At 75.8% G+C, this 21,075-nt stretch carries 21 protein-coding genes and 1 pseudogene; 9 read left to right on the forward strand and 13 right to left on the reverse strand.

The annotated features are described in order from the left end of the window. Positions 1-151 precede the first annotated feature (151 nt). The gene (locus CHC04_RS06495; protein WP_089403054.1) at positions 152-817 is read right to left on the reverse strand and encodes a prepilin peptidase; all 666 of its coding nucleotides are present in this window, start codon (positions 815-817) and stop codon (positions 152-154) included. A gap of 145 nt (positions 818-962) precedes the next feature. Between CHC04_RS06495 and CHC04_RS06500 the strand changes: the two genes are divergently transcribed. The 6 genes and pseudogenes from CHC04_RS06500 to CHC04_RS06510 all read left to right on the forward strand — a co-directional run bounded on the left by CHC04_RS06500 (position 963) and on the right by CHC04_RS06510 (position 5,031). After that, positions 963-1,820, forward strand: coding sequence for an alpha/beta fold hydrolase (locus tag CHC04_RS06500; protein ID WP_217897199.1), 858 nt, complete (start codon positions 963-965; stop codon positions 1,818-1,820). Between the two features lie 197 nt (positions 1,821-2,017). Then, positions 2,018-2,551: pseudogene (locus CHC04_RS24785) on the forward strand (EAL domain-containing protein); the annotation flags it as partial. A gap of 106 nt (positions 2,552-2,657) precedes the next feature. Continuing rightward, positions 2,658-2,990: a hypothetical protein gene (locus CHC04_RS24790; protein WP_245817063.1), complete on the forward strand. Its 333-nt coding sequence runs from the start codon at positions 2,658-2,660 to the stop codon at positions 2,988-2,990. Between the two features lie 53 nt (positions 2,991-3,043). Next, complete coding sequence (locus tag CHC04_RS24795; RefSeq protein ID WP_245817059.1) at positions 3,044-3,310, forward strand: DUF1905 domain-containing protein; 267 nt, start codon at positions 3,044-3,046, stop codon at positions 3,308-3,310. Between the two features lie 63 nt (positions 3,311-3,373). After that, the gene (locus CHC04_RS24800; protein ID WP_245817028.1) at positions 3,374-3,889 is read left to right on the forward strand and encodes a hypothetical protein; all 516 of its coding nucleotides are present in this window, start codon (positions 3,374-3,376) and stop codon (positions 3,887-3,889) included. Then, on the forward strand, positions 3,817-5,031 hold the full coding sequence (locus CHC04_RS06510) for an HNH endonuclease signature motif containing protein (protein WP_245817029.1): 1,215 nt from the start codon (positions 3,817-3,819) through the stop codon (positions 5,029-5,031). Before CHC04_RS24800 ends, CHC04_RS06510 begins: the two co-directional genes overlap by 73 nt. 777 nt (positions 5,032-5,808) lie before the next feature. On the opposite strand, the gene CHC04_RS23965 is transcribed toward CHC04_RS06510, so the two are convergent. Further along, positions 5,809-6,456: an SIMPL domain-containing protein gene (locus tag CHC04_RS23965; protein ID WP_176449842.1), complete on the reverse strand. Its 648-nt coding sequence runs from the start codon at positions 6,454-6,456 to the stop codon at positions 5,809-5,811. Beyond that, positions 6,453-6,944, reverse strand: coding sequence for a hypothetical protein (locus tag CHC04_RS23970; protein ID WP_176449843.1), 492 nt, complete (start codon positions 6,942-6,944; stop codon positions 6,453-6,455). The genes CHC04_RS23965 and CHC04_RS23970 overlap by 4 nt, the downstream gene beginning before the upstream one ends. On the opposite strand from CHC04_RS23970, the gene CHC04_RS06530 reads away from it, so the two are divergent. Next, the gene (locus CHC04_RS06530) at positions 6,943-7,293 is read left to right on the forward strand and encodes a hypothetical protein (protein WP_141233702.1); all 351 of its coding nucleotides are present in this window, start codon (positions 6,943-6,945) and stop codon (positions 7,291-7,293) included. The genes CHC04_RS23970 and CHC04_RS06530 overlap by 2 nt on opposite strands. Positions 7,294-7,309: 16 nt before the next feature. Here CHC04_RS06530 and CHC04_RS06535 read toward each other — a convergent pair whose 3' ends face one another. The 4 genes from CHC04_RS06535 to CHC04_RS06550 form a co-directional block, all read right to left on the reverse strand. Continuing rightward, positions 7,310-7,627, reverse strand: a complete 318-nt coding sequence (locus CHC04_RS06535) for a TfoX/Sxy family protein (RefSeq protein ID WP_217897200.1) — start codon at positions 7,625-7,627, stop codon at positions 7,310-7,312. A 25-nt stretch (positions 7,628-7,652) separates the two neighbouring features. Beyond that, positions 7,653-9,110, reverse strand: a complete 1,458-nt coding sequence (locus tag CHC04_RS06540) for a protein adenylyltransferase SelO (RefSeq protein WP_089403058.1) — start codon at positions 9,108-9,110, stop codon at positions 7,653-7,655. Positions 9,111-9,145: 35 nt separating this feature from the next. Then, positions 9,146-9,520 carry a hypothetical protein gene (locus CHC04_RS06545; protein ID WP_089403059.1) on the reverse strand — a complete coding sequence of 125 codons (375 nt, stop codon included), beginning with the start codon at positions 9,518-9,520 and terminating at the stop codon, positions 9,146-9,148. Positions 9,521-9,583: 63 nt separating this feature from the next. After that, positions 9,584-10,420, reverse strand: coding sequence for an alpha/beta hydrolase (locus CHC04_RS06550; RefSeq protein ID WP_089403060.1), 837 nt, complete (start codon positions 10,418-10,420; stop codon positions 9,584-9,586). Positions 10,421-10,607: 187 nt separating this feature from the next. Here CHC04_RS06550 and CHC04_RS06555 point away from each other — a divergent pair, with 187 nt between their 5' ends. Next, positions 10,608-11,357, forward strand: coding sequence for a helix-turn-helix domain-containing protein (locus CHC04_RS06555; RefSeq protein ID WP_089403061.1), 750 nt, complete (start codon positions 10,608-10,610; stop codon positions 11,355-11,357). 9 nt (positions 11,358-11,366) lie between these two features. Here the strand turns inward: CHC04_RS06555 and acmB are convergent, their stop codons facing one another. Together acmB and CHC04_RS06565 are read right to left on the reverse strand one after the other, a co-directional pair. Beyond that, a complete protein-coding gene (gene acmB, locus CHC04_RS06560; protein ID WP_089403062.1) occupies positions 11,367-12,587 on the reverse strand; it encodes a methyl acetate hydrolase AcmB in 1,221 nt (406 codons plus the stop codon). Positions 12,588-12,645: 58 nt separating this feature from the next. After that, positions 12,646-14,046 carry a nicotinate-nucleotide adenylyltransferase gene (locus tag CHC04_RS06565; protein WP_089403063.1) on the reverse strand — a complete coding sequence of 467 codons (1,401 nt, stop codon included), beginning with the start codon at positions 14,044-14,046 and terminating at the stop codon, positions 12,646-12,648. A gap of 241 nt (positions 14,047-14,287) precedes the next feature. On the opposite strand from CHC04_RS06565, the gene CHC04_RS06570 reads away from it, so the two are divergent. Continuing rightward, a complete protein-coding gene (locus tag CHC04_RS06570; RefSeq protein ID WP_245817030.1) occupies positions 14,288-15,685 on the forward strand; it encodes an amino acid permease in 1,398 nt (465 codons plus the stop codon). A 10-nt stretch (positions 15,686-15,695) separates the two neighbouring features. On the opposite strand, the gene CHC04_RS06575 is transcribed toward CHC04_RS06570, so the two are convergent. The 4 genes from CHC04_RS06575 to helR form a co-directional block, all read right to left on the reverse strand. Continuing rightward, positions 15,696-16,328: a hypothetical protein gene (locus tag CHC04_RS06575; protein ID WP_089403065.1), complete on the reverse strand. Its 633-nt coding sequence runs from the start codon at positions 16,326-16,328 to the stop codon at positions 15,696-15,698. Between the two features lie 9 nt (positions 16,329-16,337). Further along, entirely contained in the window at positions 16,338-17,216 is an 879-nt protein-coding gene (locus CHC04_RS06580; protein WP_089403066.1) for an alpha/beta fold hydrolase, read from the reverse strand. Between the two features lie 72 nt (positions 17,217-17,288). Next, on the reverse strand, positions 17,289-18,749 hold the full coding sequence (locus CHC04_RS06585) for a family 14 glycosylhydrolase (RefSeq protein ID WP_245817031.1): 1,461 nt from the start codon (positions 18,747-18,749) through the stop codon (positions 17,289-17,291). A gap of 101 nt (positions 18,750-18,850) precedes the next feature. Next, a complete protein-coding gene (gene helR, locus CHC04_RS06590; protein WP_089403067.1) occupies positions 18,851-21,073 on the reverse strand; it encodes an RNA polymerase recycling motor ATPase HelR in 2,223 nt (740 codons plus the stop codon). Positions 21,074-21,075 lie beyond the last annotated feature (2 nt).

Consider the following 21,075-nt stretch of genomic DNA (forward strand, 5'->3'; position numbering starts at 1 on the left):
GTCGGTCGACCCGGCGTCGCGGCGGACGTCAGGGGTGTCGGATCAGGGAATCGCCGGCTTGAGGGTCTTCCACCGGATCGCGCGACACCGGTCCACCGTCCGGGGCAACGGGTCGGGGGTGGGGTGACGCGGCGCCACCGCCCGCGGGCGCTCAGGACAGCAGGACGGGAGCGGCGGCGACGAGTGCGGCCCCGGCGAGCATGGCCGGACCGAAGGGCAGTTCCCCGCGCAGCCCGATCCGCCGGGTGGCCAGCAGCGCCAGCGCCACGACCGCCTGCAGGACGAACCCGGCCAGCGCCCCCAGCACGACCGCCGGCCACCCGAGCCACCCCAGGTAGAGGCCGAGCAGGGCGGCGAGCTTGACGTCGCCCATGCCCAGGCCCGGCGAGACGAGCGCCATGGCCAGGTACACCGCGAACAGGGCCGCCGCCGCCAGCACGGCGCGCAGCAGCGCGTCCCCCGCACCGCCGGTCAGGGCCGCCAGGGACAGCAGCAGCACGCCCCCGGCCAGTGCGGGCAGCACCACGCGGTTGGGCAGCAGCCGCTCGCGCAGGTCGACGACGGCGAGCAGGACTCCGGCGGTCGCCAGCCACAGCCAGGCGGGCAGCTCCGCCGTCGGCCCGAAGCGCAGCGCGGCGAGCCCGAACAGCGCCGCCGTCGCCGCCTCCAGCACGCCCCGGGGAGCCGCTCCCCCGCGGCCGCCGAGGACGGTCCCCACCGTCGCCGGGCGCGGCCACGGGAAGCGGGCCGCCGCCCGGTCGACCAGGTGGCCGGCCCCCGCGCCGGCCAGCACGAGGACCAGCACGAGGGCGGTCACCGGGCGGGCCGGGAGCGGGGAGCGGGCACGGGCAGGACGGTGGCACAGCCGCGGCGGCGGCCCGGGCCGCCCCGCGAGGGCGCCGCCCCGGGCACCACGGCAGGCGCACCCGCCCCGCCCGCCCCGGGCTGCGACGATCGGCGGCGTGGAGGAGCACGTCCCCGGCACCCCGTGCGCGATCCGGCTGCCCGACCGGCGGGACCTCGCGTGGTCGGAGTGGGGCCCACCCGACGGGCGGCCGGTGCTGTTCGTCCCGGGCGCCGGGATGAGCGGTGTCCTCGGGTTCGGCACCGACCTGCTGGACGCCCTGGGGCTGCGGCTGCTGGCCCTCGACCGCCCCGGCCTGGGCCGGTCCTCGCCCGACCCGCACAAGAGCTACGCCACCTGGGTCGCGGACGTCGGCCACCTGGTCGCCGCCCTGGGCCTGCGCCGGGTGCTCGGCGCCGGCTTCTCGCAGGGCGCCCCGTTCGCGGTGGCACTGGCCGGCGCGGGGCTCCTCGACGCCGTCGCCGTGGTCGCCGGGCAGGACGACCTGAGGGCCCAGCGGCACCTGCTGGTGCCCGAGGTGGCCGGCCTGCTCGACGGCGTCGACGCCGACCCGGCCGGCGTCGAGCGGGAGGTCGCCGGCGTCGCGGACGCCGGCTGGCTGTGGCAGGTGATCGTCTCCACCGCCGCGCCCGTCGACCGGGCGCGCTACGAGGGCACCCGGCTGGGCGCCGCGGTCCGCGCGGCGCTGGCCGACGGCTTCGCGCAGGGCCCGGCCGGCTACGCACGCGACCTGGTCACCGCGCTGGGCCCCTGGCCGGTGCACCCCGAGGACGTCGCCGTCCCGGTGCACCTCTGGTACGGCGCGCACGACACCAGTCCCGTCCACTCCCCCGACCTCGGCGCGGCGCTGGCCGCCCGCTTCCCGCGCGCCCGGCGCACCGTGCTCGACGACGAGGGCGGTGCCCTGCTGTGGACCCGGGCTCGCGAGGTGCTCAGCGCCCTCGCGGGGGCCTGACCGGGCGATCCCGACGGGGCAGGTCGCCGTGCGGGTCCCCGCGAGGGCGGGCACGATCGACCGATCCCCTCCCCGTGAGCAGCAACGTGGCGCGCCGCCCGCCGGGGACCTCCCGCCCGAGACCTCGCCGTGGCCACCCGCCACGCCGTCGCCTCGCGAGGACGCCGGCGGGGGGCCCGCGAGACCGGCTGCCCACCATGGAGGAGTTGCGCGAGGAGCTCGCGAGCGACCAGCTGCTGGTGCACCTGCAGCCGCAGGTGGACGCGGCGGCGGGCTGGTGGCACACCCACGAGGTGCCGGTGTCGGTGAACCTGTCCGCCGCCGACGTCACCGACCTGGACCTGCCCGACGAGGTGACCGCCGCGCTCGCCCGGCACGGGCTGCCCCCGTCCGCGCTGACCGTCGAGCTGGTCGAGGACGCGCTGGTGACCGACGCCGAGCACGGCCGCGAGGTCCTGCAGCAGTTGCGCGACCTCGGGGTGCGCACCTCGATCGACGACTGCGGCAGCGGCCACAGCTCCCTCGGCTACCCGCGCCGGCTGCCCGCCGACGAGCTCGACCGGTCCCTCACCCAGGACCTCGGCGCCGACCCGGCCGCCGCGCTGACCGTGCAGCACACCGTGGCCCTCGCCCACGGCCTGGGACTCACCGTGGTGGCCGAGGGCGTGGAGGACCTGGCGACCGCCCGCATCCTCGCCGACCTCGACTGCGACGTCGTCCAGGGGCACGTCTTCGCCCGGCCCGTGCCGGTCACCGACTCCGTCGCCCTGCTGCCCGGGGGTGCCCCCTCGGCTCGTCGGACCGGACGGCGGCCCTGGCCTGAGTACCGTCCGGTTCGTGGTGGTCCTCCGGGGGCTCGGGCAGGCCCTGCTCCTCGTGCTCGCCGGCGTGGCCCTCGGCTGCGCCGCGGCCGGCGTCTGGGTGGCGGTCGCGGGCGGCGGGTTCGGGTCGCGGCTGGGGATCTCGCTGCTCGTGATCGCCGGCCTCTCCACGGTGACCGGCGGGACGCTGCTGTCGCGTCCCGAGACCTCCACGGCCCGCGCCTTCCTGGGGCTCGGCCCGGAGCGCGACGCCGACCAGCCCGCTGGCCCCTCGGCTCTCGGCCCCGTCGGGGTCTTCCTCTTCGTGACGCTGCCGCTCGCCGCGCTGGGGCTGTTCCTCCTCGACTGAGCACCGGATCGTGCGGGCACCGGATCGTCGTCCCCGTCGGGCAGGCTGCGCCCGTGCCCTTCGACGTGACGCTCGTGCGCTGGCCCGGTGCGGCGAGCTGGGTCTTCGCGCCCGTGCCGGCCGAGCACGCTCCTGACTCCGCCGGCGCCTTCGGCCGCGTGCCGGTGACCGCCACCGTCGACGGGCGGACCTGGTCGACGAGCGTGTGGCGCGACCGGCGGGCCGGCTGGCTGCTGCCCGTCCCGGCCCGCGTCCGCCGCGGCAAGGACGACGGCGACGTCGTGACCGTCGACGTCGAGGTGGACCCCACCCGGCTGTGACCGTCCCACCGCCGAGTTCCTGACCTGCGGGAACGGTTGTACCTCGTCCGTAGGTTCGGGGGCGTGCAGCAGGTCGCGGAGTACGTGTCACCGGTGGAGCGTGGGCTCGCCGGGTGGCTGCTCGCGCGGCCGGTGACGGTGCCGCGGCTGCCGGTGGGGGTGTTGTCGCGGGAGCAGAAGGCCGCCGAGCTGCAGCGGGTGCAGGCCCGCCAGGCGATGGATGCCGCGTACGAGGCCGAGCTGGTGCTGGGCCTGGCGGACGACTCTCCCGATGACGGCGACCCGGCGCCGGGCACGCCCGGTGCGCGGTCGTGCAAGCCCGACACCGAGCTGCCCGGGGTGTCGGAGTTCTGCACCGCCGAGCTGGCCGTGATCCTCAACTGCGGCCGCGGTACCGCCGACCACCTGGCCACCCGGGCCTGGACCTACCGCGAGCGGCTGCCGGCCACCTGGGCGGCGCTGGCCGCCGGGAACTGGACGAGGCCCGCGCCAAGGCACTGGTCGACGTGCTGCAGGACACGCACCCGGCCATCGCCCGCCGCATGGAGGCCGCCGTGCTGCCCGACGCCACCGCCCTGACCGTCGGGCGGCTCGAGAAGCAGGCGATCGAACTGCTGCTCGAAGCCGACGCCGACGCGGTGGTCGACCGGCGGCGCAAGTCGGCCGAACGGCACGCCGAGGTGCGGGTGTACCCCTCCCCGACCGACGGGATGAGCACCATCGCCGCCGACCTGCCCACCGACGTCGCCGCCGCCTGCCACGCCGTCGTCGACATCCTCGCCCGGATGCTCAAGGCCGACGGCGACCCGCGTCCGATCGCGCAGCTGCGCACCGCCGTGTTCGCCGACCTGCTGCAGCGGCCCTGGCAGACCGGCACGGGCGTGACCGCGCACATGCAGATCATCACCACCCTCGCCGCTCTGGCCGGCCGCTCGACCGAGGCCGGAGAGGTGAACGGGCTGCCGATCACCGCCGCCCACCTGCGCGCCCTGCTGCACGAGTTGGACGCGCTCGGCGTGCAGCCACCGGTGAGCGGGTCGGTCACCGTGGCGCTGACCGACGACGACGGCGGCCTGCGGGCGACCGCGATGCTGGACCGGCTGCGCCGGCCGGCCGCCCGCGGCTGCCCCGACCACCCCGGCGAAGACCCGACCGGCGTAGACCCGGCGGGCGGCGAGTGCGGCTGCGCGGTGCTGGACCGGCCCGACGAGGTCGACCGCTACACGCCGTCGGCGGCGCAGCAGGTGATCGTGCGCACCCGCGACCGCACCTGCCGCTTCCCCACCTGCGGCCAGCGGGTCGGCTGGGCCGACGCCGACCACGTCGTCCCGCACGCGCACGGCGGGGCCACCGACTGCGCCAACCTGTGCTGTTTATGCCGCTCCCACCACCGGGTGAAGACCTTCGCCCGCGGCTGGCGCTCCACCATGGCCGCGACGGAACACTCACCGTCACCACCCCATCCGGCACCACCTGCACCACCCGGCCACCGGGCCTGCGACCACCACCGCCGAACCCGGAACCACCTGGAGCGGACGAGCCGGCCGACCCGGACGACGACCCCCCGCCGTTTCGACCGGCCTCGAGAGAGCCGCGTCAGCGGTCGTAGCGGACGACCAGCAGACCGTCGTCGGACTCGGTCAGCCGCCCGCCCGCCGCGGCCATCGCCTCGGCCGCCCGGGCCAGCCGCTCGTAGGCCGCGGCGGCGTCAGCCAGCGTGACGGCCCCGTCCGTGGCGTGCCCGAAGGCGAGCGCCTCGACGGTGCGTACCAACGCGCCGTCGGTCACGGCGTGCACCCGCATCGCGCTCCCCTCCGCCACGACGTCGCGCGCCGGGCCGACCCGCGCGGCCACCAGGGCCCACCTCCGCGTCCCGGCCTGGGCGGCCGGCACCTGGCGCGCCGGCTCGACCATCACCGCCGGCTCGACCGGCGGCCCGGCCACGTGGCGCGGGCCCCCGCCGGCCCAGCCGAGCACCGGCGTCCGCGGCACGGCCGCGAGGTCGAGCACCGTGTCCGCGGGGAGCGGGGGCTCGTCGACGACCCGCACCCGCCAGCCCGGGAGCGACGGAGCCCGCCCGGGCCCGGGAGCGACGGCGACGGTGCCGCGGGCGCGTTCGCGGCGGACGGCCGGGTCGCCAGCAGGTGGCCGTCGCGCATCGGTTGCACCGGCGTCCAGCCGGCCGCGTGCGCCGCGCGCAGCTCGGCGGCCAGCGCCCGCAGCCGCTCGACGACGTCGGCCAACGCGACGACGTCGTCGAGCTGCCAGCGGTGCACGGTCTCGTGGCGGGAGCCCGGCCAGGGCGACGGCGGGCGGGTGGTGGGAGCGGTCACGGCGTCCTCGCGCGGGCACCTGCCGGGCCCCGCGGGGTGCCGGTGGGGGATCGCCGGGCCGGCGCGGGTACCCCGCGGGTGCGCCGCGGGTCGGGGCCGGCGGGTGTCCCCGGACAGGGGGCCGGCGCCGACCGGACCGATCATGGCACGACCCGCCGCGGGCGGTCAGTCGTCGAGGGCGTAGGTCGCCTCGACGACGGCGGACACGATCACGTCCCGCGGGTCGAGGGTCAGGCCCGCCCCGCCGTCCGGGGAGCCGCGCGCCATGACCGCCATCGACTCCGGAGCCGCGGCCGACGACAGTCCGGCGTCGGCCAGTTCGAGGAGCGGCCCGAGGCCACGGCCGGCGGCGTCGGCGAGGTCGGCGGCGGCCTCGCGGGCGGCCTCGACGGCGGCGCGGCGCACTGCCCGGCGGGCGGCGGCGGGGTCGTCGAGCTCCCAGGCCACCCCGCCGATCCCCGCCCCGGCGGAGGCGACCAGCTCGGCCACGGTGTCCGCGGCGCCGGCGTCGGCACGGACCGACCCGCCCACGGTCGCCTCCCACCCGGCGGGCTCGTGCCGGGCGGCAGCGGGGTCCCAGGCGAACCGCTCGTGCACCGACACCCGGGACAGCACCACCCGGCGCACCCCGCCGGCGCCCTCGAGCGCCGCACGCAGCCGCGCGGTCATCTCCGAGGCCTGCGCGAGCGCTCGCTCGCGGCTGTCCGGTGAGGTCGCGCTCGCCGACACCGACACCGACAGCACCGCGACGTCGGGCGGGTGCTCGGCGGTCGACTCCCCCCGCACGCGGACGACGGCGCGCGGAACGCTCACCCCCGCGGTCCGGCCCCCACCGGGGGCGCGAGCACCGCCTCGTAGCAGCCGTGCAGCAGGTCCAGCCGCTCGAGCAGCCGCGCCACCCACGCCGCCGACGTGCTCACCGGCGCGGGCTCGAGCATCAGCGACCAGAACAGCCGGTCCACGGCCCCGGTCGCCGCCCACCGCCGCTCCTCCGGGGACGGCCGGGTGCCGACGGCCGCCGCCAGCCGCCCGGCGACGTCGCGTCGCAGCCGGACGGCGTCGTCGGCGGCCAGGCCGATCGCCCGGCCGAGCAGCGGGACCAGGCGCGGCCGGTCGGCGGCGGACAGCACGTCGTTGGCGTGCCGCAGCACCGCGGCGAGCTGGCCGTCGACGCACCGCGGGGCGTCGCCGAACGGCTCGCCGGCCAGCAGCGAGGTGTACTCCAGGAAGCAGGCGCCGTGCGCGGGGCTGCGGTGCCTGCCGCGGCTCAGCACGGGCAGCGAGTCCGGGATGCGGTCCATGTCTGCGCCCCCTCCGGCGGTGTCCGGCCGCCCGAGCGTAGGTCCCGGGGACGCTGCCCGCAGCCGACGCGGACCCGGCCGCCTCGGCAAGCGGATCGGGAACATCCCCAGCGGGCTCCGCGTCCCGACCGCCGAGGGCCGGGCGGCGCTGGAGCGCTGGGCCGCGGAGGACCTGCCCGCGCGCGTGCCCGCGATCGCCGCGTGGGCCGACGTCTTCGACGAGCGCCGGTACCGCTCGCTCACCCGGGCCGGCGAGGTGGACGACCACGGGCCCGGCTACCCGCAGCGCACCTTCGCCGACCACGACGCCGCCCTCGCCTGGGTGCGCGCCGCCCTCGACGACCGCTGACCGCTCCTCGGACGGGTCAGCCCAGCCCGGAGGCGACCGCCAGACCGCGCCGCACCCACCGCCCGAGGTCGGCGTCGTCGGCGTGGCCGGCGGGCCCGACGAGGACGAACGCCCGCACCTGACGGCCGCCGAGCACCATCGGCCCGACGTGCGGCTCCTCCAGCGCGGCCGGGACGGCATCGGCGCCGACCCGGACCACCAGTGCGGTCGCCGTGACGCCGCAGACCAGGTGACCGCCGACGCTGAACGACAGGCCGCCGCCGACCATCCGCTTCTCCACCGCGCCCGGGAGCAGCCGGCGGACCCGCTCGGCGGTCACGGCGTCGTACGGCACGGCCCGGGCTCCCGACCGCGGGCGGTCAGGTGCCGCAGAAGGTGACGTACGGGCCGGCCGGGCCGGGCTCGGCGTAGCGCTCCAGCCCGGGGCGCTCCTCGAACGGGCGGCTGACCACCTCGACCAGCCGCTCGAACGGCGCGGTGTCCCCGGCGGTCGCCGCGGCGAGCGCCTCCTCGACGAGGTGGTTGCGCGGGACGTAGACGGGGTTGACCCGGTCCATCGCGTCGGCGTCGGGACCCAGCGCCCGCCACCGCGCGAGCCACCCGTCGGCGGCGGCGAGGTCGAGCACCAGGCTGCGGGCGGGCTCGGCGTCGCCGCGCGCGGCCGCGGACAGCCGCCGCGCGAAGCCGGTCAGGTCCACCTTGTTGGCCCGCAGCAGCGCGAGCAGGTCGTCGACCACGCCGCGGGCGACGTCGTCGTCGAGCCCCTCGGGCAGGCCGAGCTTGGCCCGCCAGCCGGTCAGCAGGGCGGCGTCGTAGGCCGGCCGGAACCGCTGCAGCGCCTCGACGGCGAGCTCGACCGCCTGCTCCTGCTCGGCGGCCAGCAGCGGCAGCAGCGCCTCGGCCAGCCGGGCGAGGTCCCACTCGGCCACGAGCGGCTGGTTGCCGTAGCGGTAGCGCCCGCCCTGGTCGACCGAGCTGTACCAGGTGTCCTCGTCGTAGCCCTCCATGAACGCGCAGGGCCCGAAGTCGATCGTCTCGCCGGAGATCGTCACGTTGTCGGTGTTCATGACGCCGTGCACGAAGCCCACGAGCATCCACCGCGCCACCAGCGAGGCCTGCGCGGCGACGACGGCCTCGAACAGCGCGAGGTACCGGTTGTCCGCGTCCGCGGCGGCGGGGTGGTGCCGGGCGACGGCGTGGTCGGCCAGCCGGCGCAGCAGGCCGTCGTCCCCGGTGGCCCGGGCGTACTGGAAGCTGCCGACCCGCAGGTGGCTGGCGGCGACCCGGGCCAGGACGGCGCCGGGCAGCAGCGTCTCGCGGCGGACGGGCCGGCCGGTGGCGACGACGGCCAGCGAGCGCGTGGTCGGGATGCCGAGGGCGTGCATCGCGCGGCTGACGACGTGCTCGCGCAGCATCGGCCCGACGGCGGCCAGCCCGTCCCCGCCCCGGGAGAAGGGGGTGCGGCCCGAGCCCTTGAGGTGCAGGTCGCGCAGCCGGCCGGCGGTGTCGACGAGCTCCCCGAGCAGCAGCGCCCGCCCGTCGCCCAGGCGCGGGTTGTAGTAGCCGAACTGGTGGCCGGAGTAGGCCTGCGCCACCGGGCGGGCGCCCTCGGGGACGAGGGTGCCGGTGAGCAGGCCGATGCCCTCGGGGCCGCGCAGCGCGGCGGGGTCGAGGCCCAGCTCGGCGGCGAGCTCCTCGTCGAGGGCGAGCAGCCGCGGGGCGGGCGTCTCCGCCGCCTGCCAGGGGACCGCCATCTCCGGCAGCTCGCGGGCGAAGCGGTCGCCGAGGGCGACGGTCAGGGCGGGGGCGACACTCACCCCCGTCAATGTACGAGCGGAGCGGGCCGGGCGCGTCAGCCGCGGAGCAGCCCCGAGATCCGGTGCTGCGCCTGCCCGGCCAGGGAGCGCACGAGCCGGCCGACCGGGAGCCGGTCGGTGGCCAGGCGGGACTCGACGGCGGCCAGCCGGGTCTCCAGAGCGACGACGTCGGCGGCGCGCACCGGGGGCGCGGGCGGGGCGGCGAGCCGGGCGAGCCCGTCCGACAGCGCCGCCACCAGCCCGGACACCTCGTCCGGCCGCAGCTTGACGGTGCCGACGCAGACGTCGTCGCGCCACAGGCTCAGGTTGAGCAGGCCCTGCTCCGGGTGCGGGGAGACGCGCAGGGCGCGCGTGCGGTCGCGGGCGTCCCACACCCACCGGCCCGGCTTCGGCAGTGCGATCACCGTCATCCCGGCATGATCGACTGCCCCGGCCCGGACCGCCAGCAGGTGCGGCGCCGCGTCAGCCGCGCGTCACTGCGCGCCGGCCACCTGCGGCCGCGGTCCCGTCGCGTGCGCCAGCGCCCAGTCCAGCACCTCGTCGGCGATCCGCTCCCACCCCTGCTGCGCGGGCAGCAGGTGGGCGTAGCCCGGGTACTCGCGGATCTCGGTCACCGTGCCGCCGCGGTAGTGCGCGGCGTTCGAGCGCTGGATCGCCGGCGGCATGATGTGGTCCTCCCCGCCGGAGACGAACAGCAGCGGCGGCCGCGCCTCGTTGCCGTAGTCGACGTGCGCGTCCTGCGGGCCGGGCATCAGGTTCGCCAGCACCGAGTTCCACAGGATCCGGCCCGACGCGGGGACGTGGTACCGCCGGTACAGGGCCCGCGACTCCTCCTCGCCGAACGTGTTGGTGAACGCGTAGTGCCACTGCTCCTCGGTCAGCCCGACGGCGCGGTGCCGGTTGGCCGGGTTCTTGAAGACCGTCCAGGTCGAGCGCAGCTGCGACAGGGGCAGCAGCCTCACCCCCTCGGTGGGCGCCGAGTTGAGCACCACCCCCACGGCGCCCAGACCGCGGTCGAGCAGCAGCTGGGTGAGCGTGCCGCCGGCGGAGTGGCCGATCAGCACCGGTGGCCGCTCCACCCCGCGGACGACGGCGGCCAGGTGCTCGACGATCGCCGGCAGGGTGAGCTCGGCGATCGGCGTCGGGTCGGCGTTGAGCGCCTCCACCTCGACCTCGAAGCCGGGGTAGCCCGGGGTGAGCACGCGGAACCCGCGCTGCTCGTAGTGGGCCTTCCAGTTCTCCCAGCTGCGCGGGGTCACCCAGAAGCCGTGGATCAGGACGATGGTGTCCGGTGCGGTCGGAGTGGTCACGGTCGCTCCCTCGGGTGGTGGCCGGTCAGCCGGAGCCTGGCAGCGGCCCGGCCCGCCGGTGCGGCCCTGCGTGCACGACTGCGGCTCCTGGCTGCACACCGCGGCGGGTTCCGGTGGGAGCCCGGCTCTGCCAGGCTCGGCGGCGTCCGCGGGGGACGTCAGCCGGTCGAGGCCCAGGGACGGCGCGATGCTGCTCATCGACACTCCCCCGCTCCCCCGCACCGCCCCCGACGGGGCCTTCCCCTACGGGACGGCGGTGCTGCTGGCCACCGACGCGGCGCGCCCCCGGCGGCCGGGGGCCCGGGGCGGGGCGCCGCTGCTCGCGCTGGCCTTCCCGCACCGCGGCGGCGGCTCCCGCGCGCTGCTGGTCCCCCTCGACCGGCTCGGCCTGCCCGCCGACGTCGTCCGCCGCGCGGCACCCCGGCTGCGGGCCAGCCCCCTGCACGGGCTGGTGCGCGCGCACCTGCAGCGGATCGCCGACGACGCCGCCGGGCTGTCGGCCGACCCGGGCGCGGCGGCCCTGGGAGCGGCCACCGTCGAGCTGGTCCGCGCACTGCTCGTCTCCGCGGCGACCGGGGGCGGGTCCGGCCCCCCCGTGCGGCCGGACACGCTCGTGGCCCGGGTGCGCGCGCACGTCGCCCGCCACCTGACCGACCCGGGCCTCACCCCGGCCGCCGTCGCCCGGGCGCACGGCGTCTCGGTCCGCCAGCTGTACAAGGCGTTCGCGGCGGCGGGGGCGAGCCTGGAGCAGGAGGTGATCGCCCAGCGGCTGGAGGCCGCGCGGGCCCGGCTCGTCTCCCCCGCCGGGCGGCAGCGGTCGATCGCCGCCACCGCCCGCGCCTGCGGGTTCGCCGACCCGAGCCACTTCGCCCGGCGGTTCCGCGCCGCCTACGGGACGAGCCCGCGCGAGTGGCAGCGGACGGCCGCCACCCGCTGACGGCTCCCGTCACGGCACCGGGCGCGCCTCCAGCGACCGGTACAGCGCCGTCTCGAACTCCAGGTAGCCGCCGAAGGACGTCGCGTCGCCGAACGGGAGCACCTGGGTGGCCCAGAAGCCGCCGTACCCGTTGTCCCGGTCGATCCAGTAGTAGAGGTTGCCCAGTCCCGCCCAGCCGAGCCCGCCGGCGGGCCGGCCGGTGGGGGCCGGCTCGTCGTTGACCATGAACGGCAGCGACCAGGACTTGGACACTCCCGGGAAGAACTCCGCGTCGTTGGACAGCGACGGGATGACCCCCGGCAGCGCGGTCACCTTGAGGTCGCCGCAGTGGTTCTGCACCGCCATCCGCACCGTCTCCGGCTGCAGCACGACGCCGTTCTCGCCGCGGCCGTCGTCGAGCCACATGCGGATGAACCGCGTGTAGTCCCCGACCGTGCCGTAGAGGCCGTGGCCGCCCATGTGCACCTCCGGCGACGAGGGCAGCTCGAACTCGATCGGGGTGAGCGACCCGTCCTCGCCGCGGGTGTGCATGCCGGCCAGCCGGGTGCGCAGGTCGTCGGTGAGCTCGAAGGTCGTGTCGTGCATGCCGAGGGGCGCGAAGACGCGGGAGGCGAAGACGTCCCCGAGGCGCTCCCCGGTGATGCCCTCCACCACCTGTCCCACCCAGTCGATGTTGCTGCCGTACTCCCACCGCTCCCCCGGGTCGGCGAGCAGCGGGGTGGCCAGCGCCGCCTTGGACGCGGTGATGACGCTGGGCTGGCCGTGCTCCTCGGCCATGCGCCGGTAGTGCTCGTTGAAGAAGTCGTAGCCGAACCCGGCGGTGTGGGTCAGCAGCATCCGGGTGGTCACCTCGCGCCGGGGGTCGCGCAGCCGCGGCGAGCCGTCGGCGTCGAACCCGTCGAGGACCTTCACCTCCCCGAGGGCCGGGGCGTAGGTGCGCGCCGGCGCGTCGAGGTCCAACCGGCCCTCCTCGACCAGCTGCAGCGCGGCGGTCGCGGTGACGGCCTTGGTCGTGGAGAAGAGCGCGAAGACGGTGTCAGGGGTCATCGCGACGCCGGACCCGAGGCTGCGCTCCCCGGCCACGCCCTGGTAGACGTCGCCGTCGCGGTCGGTGAGGAAGGCCACCACCCCGGCGACGGGTGCCTCGGCGTGCACGGTGCGGTCGAGGACCCCGTCGGCGTCGGCGGCGAAGCGCGGGTCGAGCCGCTGGTCCCCGGTCGTGTGGGTCATGGCTGTCCTCCTTCTCGGACGGTGCACCGGCGCCGGTGACGCCGGCGGTCGTGCGGGGTCAGCGGTCGCGCCGGTAGCCGAAGAAGCCGCGCTGCTTGATCAGCTCGCAGACCTCCGGCGGGACCATCGACTCCCAGCTCCGGTCGTCGGTGGGGATCCGCTTGAGCACGTCCCGGCTCAGGATCGGCAGGTGCTCGGGCTCGTAGCGGTCCAGGTGGACGAAGCTCCCCCGCTGCGCCAGGTAGTCGTAGAGCGGCTGCAGCTGCTCCCCCACCGAGACGGTGTCGACGGTGGTCACCTCGCCGTCGCGCAGCATCGGGTGCACGAACAGCCGCAGGTCGTTCTTGAACAGCCGGCCGAAGCTCTCGAGGATGCCGCCGGGCAGGTCGGCGTGGCTGGACTCGTCGAAGAGGTCCAGCAGGCTCGGGACGCCCATGACCATGCCGATCCGCCCGTCGGTGCGCCAGGCGAGGTAGGCGGCGAGGCGGTGGTAGGCCACGTAGTCGGAGATGAGCACGGTCATGCCGCAGGCGGCCAGCAGGTCGGCGCGGGCGAGGAAGTCGCGGCGGTCGACGACGTCCCCGCCGGCGCGCAGGTTGGCCATCGTCAGCTCGGTGAGCATCAGGACCTCGCGGTCGGCGACGGCGGGGTCACACTCGAACTCGGCCCGCGCGGCCTCGAGCATGTCGATGTTGACCACCGTGGGTGGCCGGAAGCTGCCCCGTTCGACCAGGATCGCCTTCTTGCGCAGCACCTCGCTGGGCTGCAGGACCCGCCGGTCGGGGCCGAACATCGCCGCCCCGCTGAGCCCGAGCTGCACCAGCGTGAGCGCCATGACCCGGTTGTCGACCGTGCGGAACTCGATGCCGGTCATCTCGACCATGTCGATCTCGATGCGGCCGGTGCCGAGCTGGTCGAGCAGGCTCGCGAGCAGTTTCTCGGGCTCGTGGTGCTGGAAGAAGGCCGCGTGCAGCAGGTTCACCCCCACCACGCCCAGCGCCTCCTGCTGCTGCGGGGCCTCGTCGTCGAGCATCCGCACGTGGACGACGACCTGGCTGGGCTCGTCGCGCGGGTGGGACTGGAACTTCACCCCCATCCAGCCGTGGCACTCGTTCCCGCCGCGGTAGCTGCGGGCCACCACCGTGTCGGCGAAGGCGAAGAAGGCGGTGTCGTCGCCGCGCTGGTCCCCCAGCCGGTCGATGTTCAGCTGGTACTCGTGGTCGAGCATCGCCTGCAGCCGGCCCTTGGAGACGTAGCGGTCGCTCTTGCCGTAGACGGCGTCGCTGACCGCCATGTCGTAGGCCGACATCGTCTTGGCCACGGTGCCGGCCGCGCCGCCGGCCCGGAAGAACCACCGGGCGACCTCTTGGCCGGCGCCGATCTCGGCGATGGTGCCGTACCAGCGGGGGTCGAGGTTGATCCGCAGGGCCTTCTGCAGGGTGTCCACGCCGGCGTCCATCGCGGGGCTCCGTCCTCGCCAGGGTGGCGGCGAGCGTAGTCGCTGGTGAGCGGCGCGGCACCCGCTCGCCGGCGACCCGCGCGGTCCCTCATTTTGCGCGCCGCCCGGGAGTGTGGGGGGCCTGGGCGTCCACCTGCGACGCTCGCGCGCCCGGGACCCGGTGACGACGAGGAGCCCCATGAGCACTCCGGCCAGGCAGTCCACGAGTCGGTCGGTCTGGCGGCGCATGCCGGTGGACCGCATGGAGGAGATCGAGGCGGAGGGCGGCGGCGGGGCGCTGGCCAAGAGCCTGGGCCTGTGGCAGCTGACCGCGATCGGCGTCGGCGGCATCATCGGCGTCGGGATCTTCTCCCTCGCCGGGCTGGTGGCCCACGGCGACGCCGACAACCCCGGCGTCGGGCCGGCGGTGCTCGTCGCCTTCCTGATCGCCGGGCTGGCGTCCGCGGCGGCCGCGCTGTCCTACGCCGAGTTCGCCGGGATGATCCCGCGGGCCGGGTCGGCCTACACCTACGGGTACGTGGCCCTCGGCGAGCTCATCGGGTGGTTCATCGGCTGGGACCTGCTGCTCGAGTACATCGCCATCGTCGCGGTCGTGGCGATCGGCATCTCCGGCTACCTCGACGCGCTGCTCGACGGCCTCGGGCTCAGCCTGCCGACGGCGCTCACCGCGTCGGCCGAGGAGGGCGGCGTCGTCAACGTCCCCGCCGTCCTGATCTGCCTGCTCGTCACGTTCATCCTCAGCCGCGGCACGCGGACCTTCGGCCGGTTCGAGTTGATCGCCGTCGGGATCAAGATCCTGCTGATCCTGTTCATCATCGGGCTGGGCGTCTTCTACGTCGACGTCGGCAACTACGACCCGTTCATGCCCTCGGGCTTCGGGCCGGTGCTCACCGGCGCGGCCACCGTGTTCTTCGCGGTGTTCGGCTACGACGCCATGAGCACCGCCGCCGAGGAGGCCGAGGACGGCAAGAAGCACATGCCCAGGGCGATCATCCTGTCCCTGGTGATCGCGATGCTGCTCTACGTGGCCGCCACCCTGGTGCTCACCGGGATGCAGGACTACCGCGACATCGACCCGACCGCCGGCTTCGCCTCGGCGTTCGAGGGCGTGGGTCTGCCGGTGATCGCCAGCATCATCTCCGTCTTCGCCGTGCTGTCGATCCTGACCGTGATGCTGACGTTCCTGCTCGGCGTCACCCGCGTCTGGTTCTCCATGAGCCGCGACGGGCTGCTGCCGCGGTGGTTCGCGAAGGTCGACCGCGGCGGCACCCCGCAGCGGGTGACCTGGATCGCCGGCGTCGCGGCGGCCGTGCTCGCCGGCGTCTTCCCCATCCGTGCCGTGGCGGACCTGACCAACATCGGCATCCTGTCCGCGTTCGTCGTCGTCTGCGTGGCCGTCATCGTCTTCCGCTACACCCGGCCCGACGCCGCGCGCACGTTCCGGCTGCCACTGATGCCCCTCGTGCCGGTGTTCGGGGTGGTGGCGTCGGTGTTCCTCATCGCCCAGCTGCACTGGGAGACGTGGCTGCGCTTCGGGATCTGGCTGGTCATCGGCTTCGTCATCTACTTCGCCTACGGCCGCCGGCACTCGCTGCTGGACCCCGGCAGCCCGCACCACCGGCGGCCGGCCGACGCCTGAGGCCGCCCGGTCAGCGGCGCAGTGCCTGGCTCTCCCGGTAGGACAGGTCGCGCACGGCGCGGAAGAGGGCGACCGGCTGCAGGTCGTCGGCGCCCAGCGTCGGGGCGAACCGGAGCTCCTCGGACGCCGGGCCGGGCACCGCCGGGCCGAGCGTGAGGTGTCCCCACCGGGTCCAGCCGCCGGCCAGCGTGGCGGCGAGCAGCTCCCAGCCCTCGCCGGTGCCGTCGCCGCGCGCCCCGAGCAGCACCAGCCGGCCGCTGCCGGTGCGGTAGGGCAGCACGGAGGAGAAGGTGCGCCCGAGGGGCTCGGGCAGGAAGAGGTGGCGCAGCACCGGCGGGCCACCGGCGGTGTTGACCAGCACGTCGAGCGGGCCGCCGCCCCGCCCCTGCCCGGCGAAGCGGACGGCGAGGCCGACGACGTCGGGCAGCGGCTCGGGCAGCCCGGCCCCGCGGGACAGGCGGACGACGACGTCGTGGCGGGCTGCGTCGTCGAGGAGCCGCGCGCCCCACGTGCCGCCGCCGTCGGTCTCGACGGTGCCGGTGAACGCCTGCCCCCGGGGGTGGAAGACCCGCGCGCCGCGCAGCGCGGTCCCCAGCGCGAGCGCGGAGGCGGTGACGGCACGGGGCAGCGAGAGCAGGTCCACGCCGCCCGGCTACCCGGCGGGGCCGGGGGTGACCCCCTCGGGTCCCTCCTGTGGCGCGTCGAACAGCGCGAGGAGCATCGGCACCAGCCAGTCGAGGCGGTCCAGCACGCCGCTGCCCGGGGGCATGAAGTGGGTGGTCCCCGGCAGGATCGCCAGCCGGGCCCGCGGGAGGCCGGACAGGTCACCCATCGCGCCCCCGCCGAGGAGGCGGAAGAGCTCGACGACGTGCTCGACGCGGATCGCGTCGGCGTCCCCGGCGACGACCAGGGTCGGGGCGGTGATGCGCGCGACGTCCTCGGCGGGCCAGTCGAAGGGGGTCTCGTCGAGGGTCTTGAGCTTCTCGACCAGGACCGGGAAGTGCCCGGGGTCGGGTGCGACGGCCCGGTAGGTGGCCTCCATGGGCGACCCGGCGAACACCTCCGGGGTGATGCCCGGGATCATCGCGAGCAGTTCCGGCTGTATGCCGGCGCTCGCGTGCGTCGCGGAGACGACCGCGAGCGTGCGGACGACCTCCGGGTGGCGGATGGCCAGCTGCAGGGCGGCCGCCCCGCCCATGCTGAAGCCCATGACGTCGGCGCGCTCGATGCCGAGGTGCGCCAGCAGGCCCGCGGCGTCGTCGGCGAGCCCCTCGTAGGTGATCGGCCGGTCGGCGTCGGCGGTGCGGCCGTGGGCCTGCAGGTCCGGGACGACGACCCGGCGGGTGGCCGCCAGCGCCGACACCAGCGGCGCGAGGTCGCCGGTGGTCATGTACGCGCCGTGCAGGAGCAGGACCGGGCTCGCGTCCGGCTCCGGGTCGGGGCCGTGGACCTCGTGGTACACCCGCAGCCCGTTGACCGGCGCGTACCCGGTCCTCGGTCCGGGGGCGTCCCGGTGTGCGGTGTCGGTCACGTCGCTCCCCTCGGTCGGGTGCGGGGTCGGGGCGTCCGCGACGGCGCTGCGGACGCCCCGGCCCCGCCGCCGTCAGCGGTCGGGGCTGTACTTCTGGATGAACTGCGCGTACCGGGTCGCCCCGGTACCGCCGGCCACGTCGTTCATCCGCAGCACGGTGAGGCCGAGGTAGCCCCACCCGTCGAAGGCCTCGTTGATGTTGTCCCAGCCGCCGTCCCAGGTGACGCCGCCGCTGAGCGCGTTCTCGCCCTTGAGCTCGACGCCGGCACGGAACGCGTAGTCGCCGATCCACTGGACCAGGGTCTGGGCCAGCGAGTACTGCGGCGGGTAGTCCTGGTCGTCCATCTCCAGCGCGGTGAAGTGCATGACCACCTCGCGCGGGCCGCCGTCGAACCGGTTGGCCAGCTCGACGATCCGCGCGTAGCCGTGGCCGGTCGCCCACGAGTTCTCGTCGACGCTGGTCTGGATCAGCCCGGTGGTCACCTCGGTCGCCCGCGGGTGCAGCGGGTTGGTCATCGTCCAGTGGATGCCCGGGACCTTGTAGCCGATGTCGGCCTGCGGGAACTCGTTGCCCAGCGTGCGGATGACCGTGGTCAGCACCCGCTCGCCGTGGTCGACGAGTGAGCCGTTGTACCAGTCGACGAAGTCACGGCCGTACTGCGTGTCGGAGTAGGCCTTGCTGGTGAAGAAGGTCTCGGCGTCGGCCGGCGGGGCGATCTGGTCCACCGACCGCAGGTCCGTGCCCCAGGCGCGGTTGACCGCCCGCAGCGACCCGTACTGCTTCACCATCGACTTCTGGAAGTCGCGGATCGCCAGCGGGGAGTACGACTGCAGCGCGCCGCGGGTCGGGTAGCCGGTGCCCACGTCGTGGCCGTTGTAGGAGGGGTAGCGCAGCTCGCCGGACGGGCCGAGCGAGACGTTGATCTCCACGACCTCGTCGGCGTAGCGGTCGCCGTAGCGCTGCTGGAAGGCCCGGGTGAAGTCCCGGTACTCGTTCATCACGACCTGGTCGGCCCAGCCCTGCACGGTCTCGGGGCTGTAGTTGCCCTGCTCGCTCCTGTGCTGCAGGCCGGTGGGGCCGAGCTCGACGCCCCGGTAGCTGCGCCCCTCGTACTTCGGCCACAGCCACGACGGCAGCAGGCTGGTGTAGTCGTCGCCGACGTTCCCGCCGCACTGGTGGAAGGACAGGATCGGGGCGAGGTCGAGGCCCTTCGACGTGATGACGTCGAAGATGCGGTCGTAGTAGGCCCAGTCGAACTGGTTGTCGCCGGCGGCCTCGACGTCGCCCCACCAGACGTCGACGCTCACGGCGTCCACGCCGTAGGCGGCGACGGTCTCCAGGTCGGCCTCGAAGTCCGCCCACTCCTCGTCGGTCTCCACCTTCAGCGGTGCCATGACGTTGGCGGTGAACTCCGGGTCGTCCAGCGCGACGGGCCCGGGCGGCACGGGACCGTCCGCGGGCGCGGCCTGCGCGGTCCCGGCACCGGCGACGACCAGACCGAGGGCGGCGAGCATCACTGTGGTTCGTCTCACGGCCCGGGATGCTGCCAGCCGGTCACGGTTCGGTCACAGGGGGGTTTCCGGCCGAAGTCGTCCCCCCGGCGTGTCCCGCCCCGACGCGCCCGGCGCCCCGCTCAGCCGCCGGTGAGGACGACGAGCTGCTGGGTCGCGCGGGTCATCGCGACGTAGCGGTCGACCGCCCCCTCGATGCCGTCGCCGAGGCCGTCGGGGTCGACGAGGACGACCAGGTCGAACTCCAGCCCCTTCGCCAGCACCGGCGTCAGCGACCGGACGCGGGCCGTCGACCGGAACGCGGGGTCCCCGATGACGCAGGCGGTCCCCTCGGCGTGCGCGGCGAGCCAGCCGTCGAGGACCGGGCGCAGCCGGGAGCGGGGACCGTGGACGACGGGGACGCCGGTGCTGCGGACCGAGGTGGGCACGTTGGCGTCGGGCAGCGCCGCCCGGATGACCGGCTCGGCCTCGGCCATGACCTCCACCGGCGTCCGGTAGTTGACGGTCAGGGGGGCGGTGCGGATCCGGTCCAGGCCGATCCGCCGCAGCCGCTCCTCCCACGACTCGGCGAAGCCGTGCCGCGCCTGGGCGCGGTCGCCGACGACGGTGAAGCTGCCGGACGGGCAGCGGAGCAGCAGCATCTGCCACTCGGCGTCGGTCAGCTCCTGCGCCTCGTCGACGACGACGTGCGCGAACGGTCCGGCCAGCAGGTCCGGGTCGGCGGCGGGCAGCGCCGCCTCGTCGACCAGGGCGCCCCGCAGGTCCTGGCCGCGGAGCATGGACATCACCTTCATGTCCGAGTCGTCGGTCACGATCAGGTCGGCCATCACGTCGGCCATGCGCAGCCGGTCGGCGGCGACCGCGGCCTCCTGTCGCCGGCGGCGCCGGGAGGCCTCAGGATCGCCGAGGCGCTGGCGGGCGGCATCGAGCAGCGGAAGGTCGGACAGCGTCCAGGCGTACGGGTTCGCGCGCTGCAGCACCGCGACCTCGTCGGCGCTCAGCCACGGCGCGCACCGGCGGAGGTAGGCGGGCACCGACCACAGGTCCCCGACGAGGTCGGTCGGCTCCAGCAGCGGCCACGCGCGGCCGAAGGCGCGCACCAGCTCGCGGTTCGCGGCCAGGGACCGGCGGTACCCGGCGTCGGCGTCCTCCGGAGCGAGGCCGTAGGCGTCGAACTCCTCCTCGGCCCCGTCGTCGTCGTCCTCGTCGCCGTCCTGGCCGAGCTCGTCCCTGAGCTTGTCCACCAGGATGCGCAGCAGGGCGTCCCAGACCTGGTCGCGGGCCTCGTTGTGCGGCGCACCGGGATCCCGGGCGTCGAACGCCTCGGCCCAGTCGTCCGCGTCCAGCGGGACGGTGGCCCAGGGCGTCGCCACCTCCGTGCCCTCCGTCGGTGGCTGTTCGTAGAGCCGCACCGCCGGCTCGATCGCCCGCACCATGCGGGCGTCGGCCTTGAGGCGGGCCACCGCCGGATCGGTCTCGGGGCCCGCCGTGGCTCCCTGGGGGACCAGGTCCGGCACGGTGCAGGTCTGCACGCCCTCCTCCCCCAGGCTCGGCAGGACGTCGGAGACGTAGGCCAGGTAGGGCTCGCTCGGTCCGACGAAGAGGACGCGGCCCCGGTGGGCGCCGAGGTGCGGATCGGAGTAGAGGAGGTAGGCGGTGCGGTGCAGGGCGACGACGGTCTTGCCCGTTCCCGGGCCGCCGTCGACGACGAGGGCGCCGGCCGACCCGGCGCGGATGATGGCGTCCTGGTCGGCCTGGATGGTGCCGAGCACGTCGCGCATGCGGGCCGAGCGGGTGCCGCCGAGGCTGGCGATGAACGCGGACTGGTCGTCGAGCGCGGCGTGCCCCTCCAGCCCGTCCGGGGTGAACACCTCGTCCCAGTAGTCGGTGATCCGGCCGCGGGTCCAGCGGTAGCGGCGGCGGCTGGCCAGCCCCATCGGGTGGGCGTGGGTGGCGCCGAAGAAGGGCTCGGCCGCGGGTGAGCGCCAGTCGACCAGCAGGCGGCGACCGGCGCCGTCGGTGAGGCCGAGCCGTCCGACGTACACCGGCTCGGGGTCGTCGGCCCGGACGATGCGGCCGAGGCAGAGGTCGAGGCCGAAGCGGCGCAGGGTGCGCAGGCGGGCGGTCAGCCGGTGGACCTCCAGGTCCCGGTCGAGCGCGGCCTGGCCGTGCCCGCCGGGTGCGCGGCGCTCGGCGTCGAGCCGGGCGGACAGGTCGGCGACGGTGCGCTCGAGGCTCTCGGCGACGACGGCGAAGAAGGCCTCGTCGTCGGCGATCAGCGCCGGGTCGGCCTTGGCAGCGAGGTGGTCGGGCAGGTCGAAGGCGGCGGTGGTCAGGGGACGCACGT

This window comes from Geodermatophilus saharensis (genome assembly GCF_900188205.1).
GTDB classification, from domain to species: domain Bacteria; phylum Actinomycetota; class Actinomycetes; order Mycobacteriales; family Geodermatophilaceae; genus Geodermatophilus; species Geodermatophilus saharensis.